13 protein-coding genes are annotated in these 12,144 nt (G+C 51.2%); all 13 read left to right on the forward strand.

Annotated features, from left to right (window positions below):
• Nucleotides 1-920 precede the first annotated feature (920 nt).
• The 13 genes from Q0101_RS03125 (at nucleotide 921) to Q0101_RS03185 (ending at nucleotide 11,883) form a co-directional block, all read left to right on the forward strand.
• Nucleotides 921-1,910, forward strand: coding sequence for a c-type cytochrome (locus Q0101_RS03125; protein WP_297942249.1), 990 nt, complete (start codon nucleotides 921-923; stop codon nucleotides 1,908-1,910).
• 804 nt (nucleotides 1,911-2,714) lie between these two features.
• Nucleotides 2,715-3,257: a 4'-phosphopantetheinyl transferase superfamily protein gene (locus tag Q0101_RS03130; RefSeq protein ID WP_297942252.1), complete on the forward strand. Its 543-nt coding sequence runs from the start codon at nucleotides 2,715-2,717 to the stop codon at nucleotides 3,255-3,257.
• Nucleotides 3,254-3,670, forward strand: coding sequence for a hypothetical protein (locus Q0101_RS03135; RefSeq protein ID WP_297942254.1), 417 nt, complete (start codon nucleotides 3,254-3,256; stop codon nucleotides 3,668-3,670). The genes Q0101_RS03130 and Q0101_RS03135 overlap by 4 nt, the downstream gene beginning before the upstream one ends.
• Nucleotides 3,651-5,141: a beta-ketoacyl synthase N-terminal-like domain-containing protein gene (locus Q0101_RS03140; protein ID WP_297942257.1), complete on the forward strand. Its 1,491-nt coding sequence runs from the start codon at nucleotides 3,651-3,653 to the stop codon at nucleotides 5,139-5,141. Before Q0101_RS03135 ends, Q0101_RS03140 begins: the two co-directional genes overlap by 20 nt.
• Nucleotides 5,138-5,566, forward strand: a complete 429-nt coding sequence (locus Q0101_RS03145) for a hypothetical protein (RefSeq protein ID WP_297942259.1) — start codon at nucleotides 5,138-5,140, stop codon at nucleotides 5,564-5,566. Before Q0101_RS03140 ends, Q0101_RS03145 begins: the two co-directional genes overlap by 4 nt.
• Nucleotides 5,559-6,293, forward strand: coding sequence for a 3-oxoacyl-ACP reductase FabG (fabG, locus tag Q0101_RS03150; protein ID WP_297942262.1), 735 nt, complete (start codon nucleotides 5,559-5,561; stop codon nucleotides 6,291-6,293). The genes Q0101_RS03145 and fabG overlap by 8 nt, the downstream gene beginning before the upstream one ends.
• Nucleotides 6,287-7,516: a beta-ketoacyl-ACP synthase gene (locus Q0101_RS03155; RefSeq protein WP_297942264.1), complete on the forward strand. Its 1,230-nt coding sequence runs from the start codon at nucleotides 6,287-6,289 to the stop codon at nucleotides 7,514-7,516. The genes fabG and Q0101_RS03155 overlap by 7 nt, the downstream gene beginning before the upstream one ends.
• A gap of 10 nt (nucleotides 7,517-7,526) precedes the next feature.
• Complete coding sequence (locus tag Q0101_RS03160; RefSeq protein WP_297942267.1) at nucleotides 7,527-7,949, forward strand: excinuclease ABC subunit A; 423 nt, start codon at nucleotides 7,527-7,529, stop codon at nucleotides 7,947-7,949.
• A complete protein-coding gene (locus Q0101_RS03165) occupies nucleotides 7,939-9,498 on the forward strand; it encodes a beta-ketoacyl synthase chain length factor (RefSeq protein ID WP_297942269.1) in 1,560 nt (519 codons plus the stop codon). The genes Q0101_RS03160 and Q0101_RS03165 overlap by 11 nt, the downstream gene beginning before the upstream one ends.
• Complete coding sequence (locus tag Q0101_RS03170; RefSeq protein WP_297881416.1) at nucleotides 9,488-10,597, forward strand: hypothetical protein; 1,110 nt, start codon at nucleotides 9,488-9,490, stop codon at nucleotides 10,595-10,597. The genes Q0101_RS03165 and Q0101_RS03170 overlap by 11 nt, the downstream gene beginning before the upstream one ends.
• A complete protein-coding gene (locus Q0101_RS03175; protein ID WP_297881418.1) occupies nucleotides 10,594-11,349 on the forward strand; it encodes a lysophospholipid acyltransferase family protein in 756 nt (251 codons plus the stop codon). Before Q0101_RS03170 ends, Q0101_RS03175 begins: the two co-directional genes overlap by 4 nt.
• Nucleotides 11,346-11,612 (forward strand): phosphopantetheine-binding protein, encoded by a 267-nt coding sequence (locus Q0101_RS03180; RefSeq protein ID WP_177388711.1) that lies wholly within the window; start codon nucleotides 11,346-11,348, stop codon nucleotides 11,610-11,612. The genes Q0101_RS03175 and Q0101_RS03180 overlap by 4 nt, the downstream gene beginning before the upstream one ends.
• Nucleotides 11,605-11,883: an acyl carrier protein gene (locus tag Q0101_RS03185; protein WP_297942271.1), complete on the forward strand. Its 279-nt coding sequence runs from the start codon at nucleotides 11,605-11,607 to the stop codon at nucleotides 11,881-11,883. The genes Q0101_RS03180 and Q0101_RS03185 overlap by 8 nt, the downstream gene beginning before the upstream one ends.
• Nucleotides 11,884-12,144 lie beyond the last annotated feature (261 nt).

The following is a 12,144-nucleotide window of genomic DNA, read 5'->3' on the forward strand; positions in this document are numbered from 1 at the left end:
ATGCCGTTTTATTTAGGAGCGTTAGAATTTCATATCGCCGCATTACGGCACCTGCCGCGCGAAATTTTATCTCGGCGGCGATATTTCTAGCGCGGATACGGTTCGGCGCGGCGCGCAGGCGAGATCCGACCGCCAAAGCCTAAATCCGCTTAAATTTAAAATTCCAAGCCCGCTCGGGTTAAATTTCAAACCTAGAGCCCGTTTAAGGCGAGTGCAGGGCGAGCATAAATACGCGCGCCGTCTAAACGGCGCATAGACGAGACGATTCGCCTCGTCCTATCGCGCCGGCGGACTTAGATAATTTCAAATGCGGCGGCGATCCTGCTGCGATGCACTGCGACATGCTTTTGCAAATCTCGCGCTGAAATACTAATTTGCGACTTGTACTTCGGCAGCATGCCGCGACAAGTTTTTGCGAACGGCTCGTTTATGGCGGAGTAGCAGGGGCGGCACGGATCAAATATACCGCGGTTGCGCACGAGCGAAATTAATCCGTTTATCTTATCCGTTCGTTTCCCGCGGACGCTTGCATGCGCTCTGCATTTATACGCGGCGCGATGCCGCATCCACGACGCAAAAAATGAAGCGGTCCGTGCGCGCGACGCAAAATACAGAGGCGCAAGATACAACAACGCAGGAAGCGACCGAGCGGTGCACGAAACGAGCCGCAAAGCGAAAGCGCCCTTAAATTTGCACTCTCGCAGGCCTTCAAAAATCGGCTTTTTTAAAATCTCCCCTACGCGCAGATCGCAAAATCAGCCTTTAAAATTTTTTCGCCTGCTCAAATTTTAAAATCGGCTCTTTAAAATTCTCCTCTGTGCGAGCTCTCGGAATTTCTCCTTTTTTTAAAATTTTAACGCACATTTAACTAAAAAATTCAATAATTTCAAATGTATATTTTACTTTTTAAAGGAGAACATATGAGAAAAACCACCCTTGTTTTAGCGCTTCCGCTCTTTTTTACGCCCGTTTTAGGCTTTGATGTAGCCAAACTCAACGCCAAAAAAGCCGTGCCGTACGAGCAAAAGACGCAGGAATTTAGGCTGCCCGTAGGCATCGACGAAAACGGTGTCATAGACGAGGCAAAGCTCGGCGACTCGCCTTATGCAAAGACCGTCATCTACGGCGCGAAGCTCATCAACGAGACGACGAGATATCTCGGACCGCAGGCGAAGGATGAAAAAATGCGCTTTGCGGGCAACAACCTCTCCTGTTCGAGCTGCCATACGAGCGGCGGCGTCGTGCCCGATCAAAGCCCGTTCGTGGGTATCTACGCGAGATTTCCGCAGTATGTCGCGAGATCGGATCAGCTAGTCACGCTGCAAGACCGCATAAACGGCTGTTTTCAGCGCTCGATGGCGGGCAGAGCGATCCCTACGAACTCCAAAGAGATGCGCGCGATGATCGCCTACATGCACTGGCTCTCCGCAGGATATGAGGTCGGCGCCAAGCTAAAAGGTCAGGGGCTGCCGAAAGCGCAGTTTTTAGACCGCGCGGCGGATCCTAAAAAAGGAGGCGAAATTTACGCCGCAAAATGCGCCGCCTGCCACGGCGAAAACGGCGAAGGGATAAAAAACGAGGGGTTTGCTCAAAGCGGCGATTACTACACATTCCCCGCGCTTTGGGGCGACGACAGCTACAATACGGGCGCCGGTATGTATAGGCTCATCGAAGGGGCGAGGTATGTCAAAGCCACTATGCCTAAAGGAGACGCCTCGCTAAGCTGGGAGGAAGCTTTCGACGTGACGGCGTATATAAACTCAAAACCGCGCAAAATCAAACCCGATAGGAAGAAAGATTTCCCCGATCTAGACGTCAAGCAGATGGATATGGACGTGGGGCCCTACAACGACGGATTTGACGAGAATGATCACCGCTTCGGCCCGTACAAGCGCATGATCAAAAAATAAAATCAAACGCCGTCCTTGCGACGGCGGAATTTTGACGTAAATTTGTCACGGCTTAGCAGCGAAATTTCTACATAAAATTTAATGCGGCTCAATAGCAAATTTAGTGCGACGCGGCACAGAATTTGATACAAATAGCGTGATGCGGCACAGATCTTAAAGCATTCTGCTCGGCGCAGCGCAGAACGGCTCGGGATTTAATGCGGTTGCGACAGCTAAGCGCGATTGAATTTCGTGCCGCTTTAATTAAATTTCAAGCTGCCGTATTCAGGAGCGCTTAAATTTTATGCCGTTTTATTCAAATGCGGCCAATTTTGCGCTGTTATACTACGATGTCTGCTGCGCCGCGCACTGCTCGCGGTTTAAAATTCCGCTTCGGAATTTTAAAGCTCATCGCGCAATTCATCTAGGTTTCGTCGCAAAAGCTCTAGCACAAACGCCGCCCGCGGTAGAAATTTTATCGTGAAATTTTAAAATTTTACGCCGAGGCTTTCAAACCCTGCGCTGCCTGCCTCTTGATACAGCCACGCTAAAAATTTAACCAAATACGACGAACAAGGCGAGTGTAACGAACACAGCCGACGCCGCATAGCGACACGCGACGAACCAAAAAGCGCGTGGCTCAATTCGCAAACGCGATAAATTTTAAAATTTTACCGCGCCAGAAGCCTTGATGCAAACACGATAAATTTTATGTTTTAGTGCGCCTTTGAGCCTAGTCGCATCAAATAGATTTTAAACGAAATTTCAACGCCGACGCGCTATTTTATATTTTTATAAAGACTATTTTAGTAAAATCAGAGCTTTATGAGCGAGATAAAAATTTTAATCACCGACGAGGATCTGTGCGCTCCGCGGCGGCTTTTGAGCAGGCGCGATAAGAAGCTGGCGCGCGCGCGAGCCCATCTGCGCGAGTTTCGCGTTTCGCGGGCGCTTAAGGCGCGCTTTAAAAAACGCGGCAAATTTTGCATCTCGCACAAAAGCGCGGATGGCAAAACGATCGTCACCGTGGGTTTTGCGAGGCAAAAATTCGGACTCGATCTTGAAATTTTAAAACCGCGGAATTTTGCCGCAGCGAGCGAGTTTTGTTTCAACGCCTTTGAGCGCGAGCTTTTAGCGGCGGCGGACGAGAGCAAAAAGACGCTCGTTTTTTATAAAATTTACACGATCAAAGAGGCGCTGATTAAGGTGCGAAGCCTGGGTTTTTACGCGCTTGCTCGCGTGGGGCTGGCGCGCGGCGCGGAGGGAGAGGTTCTGGCGCTTGATGAGCGCGGCAGGGCGTGGCACTACAAGAGCTATATTTTGGAGGGCGAAATTTTGATTTCGCTCGTTTTTAGGGAGAATTTTTGAGACCTGTTTATCGTTTTTACGCTATTTCTAAAACGGCTTTCATTCTGCTTTGCGCCGCGTTTTTTATAGACGGATGCGCGCGCAAAGCGCCTGAGCAGATAGCGGAATTTAGCCAAAAGCAGTTCATCCTGACGGACGAGCTCGGCGTAAAAAGCAGAGCCCTAATCTCAAAAATTTCGCCCGCAAGCGGCGAAGATGGCCGCTACAAGCTCGTCTGGCTCGATATGCTAGGCGCGCCGATCGCACGCAAAATTTTATCGATCAAAGGCGGCGAGGCTAAATTTCGCAACGACGGCTTCCTGCCGCCCGATTCGCAAAGCGAGCGAGTATTTTTAGCCCTGCTTGAGAATGCGGATAAACCGAATTTCACCATAAACGCAAAGGGGCGCCGATATGACGCAATATCTAAGTAGCCCCGGGCTCATCTGTGCGGGCGCAAACAGCGCCGCAGAGCTTTTTAGCGCGCTGTGCGAAAAAAGATCCTCGCTGCGAAAGCTTGATGTCTGCGGTAAAAATTTCATCTTCGGGCGCGTGGATACGCCGCTGCCGCAGATCAAAGATCGCGCCTACGCCACGCGCACGAACGCTCTGGCGCTTTATGCCTGCCTCGGCGTGCACGGACAGATCGAGCAAGCCGTGAAAAAATTCGGCGCGCACCGCATAGGCGTGGTATTTGCGACCACCAACACCGGCGTGCAGGAAAACTATGCGGAATTTTTCGCCTGCGGCAAAGACGCGGGAAATTTTATCTCGCAAGACGGCGAGAGCTCCGCGCCGTGCAGTGAAATTTCCACTGCAAACGGCGAAAATTTCGCCAAAATTTCAAGAGACGCAAACGATAAATTTAAAAACTTCTGCTTCGAACGCAACTCCCACGCAAACCCCGCAAATTTTATCCGCGAACACTTCGGGCTAAAATCCGTCGCGATCGGAGTTTCGAGTGCGTGTACCAGCGGAAACAAGGCTCTCATTGAAGCTTCGCGCCTCATTTCTTGCGGACTTTGCGACGCGGTCGTATTTGGCGGCGCCGACGCATTAGACGAGCTTACGCTGCAGGGCTTTAGCGCGCTTGAAATTTTAAGCGAGCAGCCGCTAAAGCCGTTTTCAGAGGCGCGATCAGGTACAAATCTAGGCGAGGGAGCCTGCGCATTCGTGCTCTCGCGCGAACGCATAAGCGACGTCGCGTTTTTGGCTCACGCCGCAAACTCCGACGCCTACCACATCACCAAGCCCGATCCCGGCGCGCGCATGCAGATCGCGGCGATCAAAACCGCGCTAAAATCGGCTCAGCTGCAAAGCGTGGATTACGTAAATCTACACGGCACGGGCACTGCGGCCAACGACGCGATGGAAGCCTTGGCTATGAGCGCCGCTCTACCCTTAGCGCCCGCAAGCTCGTCCAAATGGGCGATTGGACACACCCTGGGTGCAGCGGGGGCGATCGAGCTTGCCGTGTGCTACGAGGCGATCAGACAGGGCGTGATCCCGCCGAATTTTACGAATGATAAAATTTGGCGCGGCTCGGAGATTGAAATTTTATATGACATGCAGGCGCGGCACGGCGAGCGAAACGATGAAATTTTAAACGCCGCGAACGATCAAATTTTATGCAGCTCGGGAGGTGAAATTCTGCAAAATGCGCAGGGTGAAATTTCAAAAAGCGGCACGAATAAAATTTTGGCTGCGTCTAAAGCTTTGCAAGGCACGGACGATAAAATTTTAAAATACGCCGCGGATCAAACTTCACAAATGAGCGAAATTCCAGCAGCGCTGTCTAAATTTAATCTCGCGTGCGAAGCAAAAAAAGCGCGCGTAGATACCGCGATGAATCTAAGCTTTGCTTTCGGCGGCGACAACGCCGTAACCATAATAGGACGCGTATGAAAGCCTCTAGCATCCTACCGCAGAGCGGATATATGGTCTTCGCGGATGAAATTTTAGAGGTTAGCGACGAGTATGCAAGCTGCGCGTTTAGCGTTAAAGAGGACTCGCCGTTTACCGAAGACGGCAAGCTCGGCAGCTACGCGTATATGGAGATAATGGCGCAGTGCATCGGTGTGTATTCGGGCTACCGAAATGACGGCGAAGCGAGGCTTGGGTTTTTGCTGGGCGTGCGGAACCTCGATATTTCGCGCGTAAGCCTGAAGGTGGGCGAGCGCGTGATCGCGACGGCGAGGCAGAGCGTAAGCGACGGCGAGGGATTATATATCTTTGACTGCGAGATCCGCTGCGGCGGCGAACATATCGCAAGCGCCACGCTAAGCGTAATGCGCGCGAGCGACGAAATGCTAAAGAGTATAAATGGCTAAGAGAATTTTAATTACCGGAGCAAGCGGCGGTATCGGCGAGGCGTGCGCATTAAATTTAGCGCAAAAGGGCTACGGCTTGGCACTAAACGGGCGCAACGAAGCAAAGCTTAATGACGTGGCGAGGCGCTGCTTGGACGCGGGCGCGGCGGAAGTTCAAATTTTAAAATTTGACGTCGCAGATACCGCTGCGGCGCAGAAGCGGATCGAAGCAGATATAGAGGCAAACGGCGCATACTGGGGCATCGTGCTAAACGCTGGCATCACGCGAGATAACTCCTTCGTGTGGTTTGAGCGCGAGGATTGGCAAAGCGTGATAGATACGAATTTAGGCGGGTTTTATAACGTCCTAAAGCCCGCGCTAATGCCGATGATCCGCGCCAAAAAGGGCGGGCGTATCGTGGTGATGAGCTCGGTTAGCGGAATTGCCGGCAACCGCGGCCAGAGCAACTACGCCGCTAGCAAAGGAGGCCTAATCGCCGCGGCAAAATCGCTAGCGATAGAACTTGCAAGCCGCAAGATCACGGTAAACGTCGTGGCTCCCGGGCTCATCAAAACGGCGATGAGCGAAGGTATAAACGAAACCGCAAGCGAGCAAATTTTAAGCGCGATTCCGTTAGGCCGCATCGGCGAGCCGAGCGAGGTGGCGCATTTGGTGGAGTTTTTGCTAAGCGAAAATTCCGCATATATCACAAAAGAGGTTATTAAAATAGACGGTGGATTATGTTAAATAGAGTAGTTATTACGGGTTTTGGCAACGTCTGTGCATTCGGACGGGACTGGGCAAGCATCAAGCAGAATTTGGCGCAGCAAAAAAGCGCCGTAGTTTATATGAGCGAATGGGATATCTTCGGCGAGGAGCTAAACACCAGGCTTGGTGCGCCGATACAAAACTACGCGCCGCCTGCGCACTGGAGCCGCAAAGATACCCGCTCGATGGGCAAGGTAGCGATGTTTGGCGTAGATGCTGCGGGCGAAGCTCTGGCGGATGCGGGACTTTTAGATGATGAGCGCATAAAGGACGGTCGTATGGGCGTCGCAGCGGGTAGCTGTAGCGGCGATGCGAAGGCTACGGGCGAGGTCGTAGATATTTTGCATGGCAAGGATAGCACCTTCAACGCCAACTCATATGTTAAGATGATGCCTCACACCGTCGCTGCGAATATCGCGATCTACTACGGGCTAAAAGGCAGGCTCATCCCCACGAGCTCTGCGTGCACGAGCGCATCTCAAGCGATCGGCTACTCCTATGAAGCGATAAAATTTGGCCTTGCGGATATGATGCTAGCAGGCGGCGCGGACGAGCTGCACCCAAGCCAGGCATTCGTATTTGATAAGCTCTACGCGACAAGCTGCAAAAACGACACCCCTACTCTCAGCCCTGCGCCTTTTGATATAGCGCGTGATGGGCTGGTTTTAGGCGAAGGTGGCGCTATGTTTGTGCTAGAAAGCCTCGGGAGTGCGCTTGCGCGCGGCGCTAAAATTTACGCCGAGATAGTGGGCTTCGGCACGACCTGCGACGGCACACATATTACCCGCCCGCAGAGCGAGACTATGCGCGCGGCGATGCAGTTGGCGCTCAAAGACGCCGCCATCTCGCCGGATCTCATCGGGCATGTAAACGCCCACGCTACGGCGACCAGACAGGGCGACGTCGCAGAATCTATGGCGACGCATGAAATTTTCGGCTCGCAAACGCCCGTGAGCTCCTACAAAGGCTATTTGGGTCATACTTTGGGCGCGTGCGGGGCGCTAGAAAGCTTCATCTCGGTGATGATGATGAACGAGGGGCTATTCTATCCGAATCTAAATTTACGTGATATCGATCCGCAGTGCGCACCGCTTAGATATCTCACGCAGCCGCAGGAGATAAAGACGGACTATGTTATGAATAACAACTTCGCTTTCGGCGGCGTAAACACATCTTTGATTTTTAAAAAATTTATCGACTAAAGGAGAAAAAATGAAAAAATTTCTATTTTTCGTAGTTGCGACGCTTTTTGTCGCTAATTCGGCTTATGCCAAAAACGATATCGTGCGCTTCCCGATCGCTGCGGCACTCGCAGAGCCAGACGCTAAAGCCAAGCTTGATCCGAACATAAAATTCTACTTCGGTAACAAATCCGCAGGCAGAAAGATCACGCAGCAGCTAAGCTCGAATAAAAAAGCAAACGGTGTTGGCAAGAGCGATCAAGCCGCATGCAACCGTGCGTTTTTATCGGCGCTGCTTAGTTTTCAAGATCGCGCCAAAAAAGAGGGCGGCAATAAGGTCGTCAATATCACGAGCTACTATTACAAAAACGTTTTCGTGAGCGACAAAGAGTTTGAATGCGGCGTAGGCACGATAATGAGCGGTGTCACACTAAGAGGCTACATTGCAAAATAAACTAAGCTTCGGTATATCTTACGCAAGCGCGATAATTTCGGGTGAGCCGGCGGAGTTTTATAAAAATCTCGCCGCTTGCTCGGACGGAATTTCCGAAGTAAGCTTAGGCGGAAATTCCGATCTCGCTTGCGACACGGATCAAAATTTTACGTATGATTTCGCGTTAAATTCTACGCAAGATTTTACAGATATTCCAGACTGCAAGCAAAATTCCATAAATTCTGTAAAATTTACAGCTTGCGAGAATAACGAAAAAGCGGGGCGTAACCTTGTTACAGAAGATTTTGATGAAAAATCTACCGAGCTCGGCTCGCAGCGGGGATTAAATTACAAAGCGGTTGCGTCTAAATTTAGCTCCGCGCGCACTTTTGATTGCGGCTCCGAAAAGGTGGCGGAGCTTTATAAAAATTTCGCCGCGCGCGAGGGCGAGGCTTTACAAAATAGCCCTGAAGAAAATTTAGAAATCGCTGCCCGCTTAAAAGAGGAAATTTTAGCACTCGAAGCTTTAAAAAAAAAGCCGGCTCTTTATCATATTCCGCCATTGCAGCGTCGCCGCTTGGGGCTCGGGGCAAAACTTTGCATCTCGCTTTTAGGCGAAATTTCGCAAAATACGCCGGAAAGTTTAGCCGAGGAAAGCTCCTTAAATCTCGCGCCTCAAAATTTAGATGCAAGCAAAAGCCGTGCCGCCGCACAAAACCCGTCGCCGCAGGATTTTTCAAATGAGAATTCTTTAAATTTTATGCCGCAAGATTTAAATTCGGCGCAGCAAGATTTCACAAATAAAAATTCTTTAAATTCCGCGAGGCAAAATTCCAAAGCAAACGAATGCTCGGGAGCCTGCGATCATGCGATGCAAAGCTCCGCAACGCAGCGCGAGGGAATGCCGCTCGTCTTTTGCTCGCGCCTGGGCGAGATCAACCGCTGTTTTAGCCTGCTCGGCTCGATGAGCGAAAGCGTCTCGCCTTCGAGCTTTTGCGTCAGCGTACTCAACGCGATCGCGGCGCAAAATGCGATTTTTACGCAAAATCATGCCGAAATTTCGACGATCTCTGCGGCGTGCGCGCTCGAAAACGGCGCAATAATCGCCGCTGCGAGGCTGAAAGAAAGCGCGGAAAATTTCGGCTCCGCGCAGGACGCAAACGAAGATGGCAAGGACGGCGAATGCAAGTTGGATAACGATAAAATCGCCCTGCTCTGCTATTTTGAGGAGGTAAATAACGACTATCTGAAGCGCTGCGACTTCGCCTGCGCCCTACTTCTGGTGCTTCAGCGCGGAGATGACATGCAGATCGAAATTTCGCCGCACGTTGCGGACGCAACGACACAGAGCATAGAGGCACAAAATCCAAAACCGCGAGCCGAGAATGAAATTTTACGAAGCTTTAAAGGGAACGGCGAGATCCCTCTAGATACCGCGGTGAAATTTTTGGCTAAAATCCTCTCCGGCAAGCGCGAATGGCGCAGCAGCGACGGGGTTTTGGACTATCTTTGGCGCGTCAAAGATCCCGCCAAAATCGCAGCTTTTTTAAGGCAAGATCGTGAGCGTTAAAATAGCAAAATTTCATCGCATGAGAAAGCGTGGCGAGACGAGCAAATTTAATCAAAATCCTAGGCCACGCGGAGCCGCAAAGGCACGAACGACGAGCTTTAAATTTAGCCGCTCCGCCAAACGCGGATATAGTGAAGGTTTTAAATTTAGCCGCGCTATCAAACACGAGCTCGCCCAAACGGCACATCTTAAAAACACGCCGAAAGGGCGCGTGCCGTGCGCCCCCAAATCGCGTTGCAATGAGGCGCGCTGCGAAAATACGCCGCCGAGGAATACGCAACGAATCCAAAAAAATCCGCCTAAACGCTGCGAGCTGCGAGCCATAAAAATTTTACCGCAGCGGCGCATGGAAGACACCGTAAAATTCCGCTATAAAGACAGATGCGGCGAGCCGAAATACTACGCGCAGCAGGCTGTAAATTTCATAAATTTAGCAGATCAAAGCTTGGGCTACGAGTTTAAATTTAGCCGCGCGATGAACCGAGTAGCCACTCACGCAGGATGCACACGACAAGGCGCTACGATGAATTTTAAATTTAACGACGCCGCGAGCTATAAATTTAATCAGACGGCGCGTCGTATGGCGGCGCAAAAACAGCGTGTATGGCACTTCGCAGAAATTCTGTCGCAACGGCGCGCGTGGCAAACCGCCGAAATTCTACCGCAACGATATGTGCAGCAAAAGATAAAAATTCCATCGCAGCAATACGCACGACGAAGCGTGCGGCAAACTGCGGAAATTTCACCGAGACAGTACGCACGGCAAGCGGCGGGAATTCTACAAGATCGCAGTTTATCGCGCGTCACAAAAATTCTATTGCTTCGGCACATGCACGGCGCCGAGATCGCCAAGGCTCCCGCTCAGAGCACGAAAAATCTATTACTTCGGCGCACGCCGCAAGCTGAAATATCGCGCACAACAAACCGCAAAAACTCCGCTGCGATGCGGCGAGCGGTAAGCCGTAAAAATTTTATCGAGATCGCGCGCATGATTAACCATCAAATCCCCGCCGAGAACAACAAAACCCTCGCCGATAGTCATAAAATCCCTAACGAGAGCTGCCGCATAATCCCCGCTGAAAGAGGCGCCGCGCGATGAAGCAGTTAAATCCGCTAAGGCGCAAAATCAAGCAGATCGGCATCGCGTTATCCTTCGCTAGCTTCGGCGCACTGTGTATGATAGGTAACCTACTCTTCCTCCCCGTAGCGCTGCTGCGGCTAAACCGCATAGAGGTCGTGCGAAATTTCGTGCGCGATTTTATAATGATCTCGTGGCGCATATTTTTGCTGCTCGCGCGACTTTACGGCAGTATCGGCGTGAACTGGCGCTGCAAACTCCCGCCTAGCGGCACCCTCATCATCGCAAACCACCCTAGCCTGCTTGACGTGGTGATCTTTTTAGCTCACGTGCGGCGCGCAAACTGCGTAGTCAAGGAAAGCCTATGCAAAAACCCTTTCCTCTCCGCCGCCATCGCAGCCGCGGGCTACATCCCAAACACCGACTCGGAAGCGATGATAGATGCGTGCCGCAGCGCCCTTGCGCGAGGAGAAAGCCTAATCATCTTCCCCGAGGGCACGCGCACCGCAGATCGCATCGCCATGCACAAAGCGGCGTTTTACATCGCGATAAATTTCGCAAAAAATATGAATTGCATCGCGATAAAAATGGATCCTAAAAGCCTAAAAAAAGGACAAGTATGGTACGATACGCCCGAGGTTCGGATGAAGTACGACCTCTACGAGCTGTGCGCGCTCGATCTAACGGACTTTGAGCCGGATCGCCCAAATCCGATCCGCGTGCGCAAACTCTACGAAAAAATATCAAATCTATATGAAAAGGAGAATCTGTGAACGAAGAAATTTTGGAGCTTAAGGAGCTGATCATTTCGGGGCTGAACCTCGAAGACGTAGCGCCCGGCGACATAAATGACGATGAGCCGCTTTTTGGCGACGGGCTCGGGCTCGATTCGGTCGATGCGCTGGAGCTCGGGCTTTTGGTGCAGAAAAAATACGGCATCGTGCTTAACTCAAAAACCCAAAATTTAAAGCAAATTTTCTCATCCGTTGCGTCTTTGGCGCAGTACATCGCCGAAAATAGGAGTAAAAATGAGTAAAGATGAAATTTTTGAAATTTTAAAAAAGGCGCTCGTGGAGCTTTTCGAGATCGACGAGAGCAAGGTCGTGCCTGAGGCCAAAATTTACGAGGATCTGCAGATCGACAGCATCGACGCGATCGATCTGGTCGATTACGTCAAGAAAAACACCGGCTATAAGCTGATGCCCGATGATTTTAAAAACATCCAAACCCTTGGCGACATCGTGGATGCCGTAACAGCGAAGCTCAATCAAGGCGCGAGCGGGGAGACTACGGATGGCGAGAGTTAAATTTAGCCGTGCGGCGCGGCAAGATCGCGCGTGCGCAGCTCGGTAGTTTACTTTGCGGCGGCGTTTGGCTTGATAGATAGCAACGGCGGCATTTTGTTTGGTGCGCGCGGTGTTTTGACGGCACACAGCGAACGTTTTATTGAAAGCATGCAGGAAGCGGCTTGCGGGCTTGGCGATTAAGCGGCACGGTACAAAGCCCGCCTACCCGCCGCTTTTAAGCTATTATGCAAAGCGCTTTGCAGATCAAAATTTTAAAATTTT

This window comes from uncultured Campylobacter sp. (assembly GCF_937921625.1).
GTDB lineage: Bacteria > Campylobacterota > Campylobacteria > Campylobacterales > Campylobacteraceae > Campylobacter_B.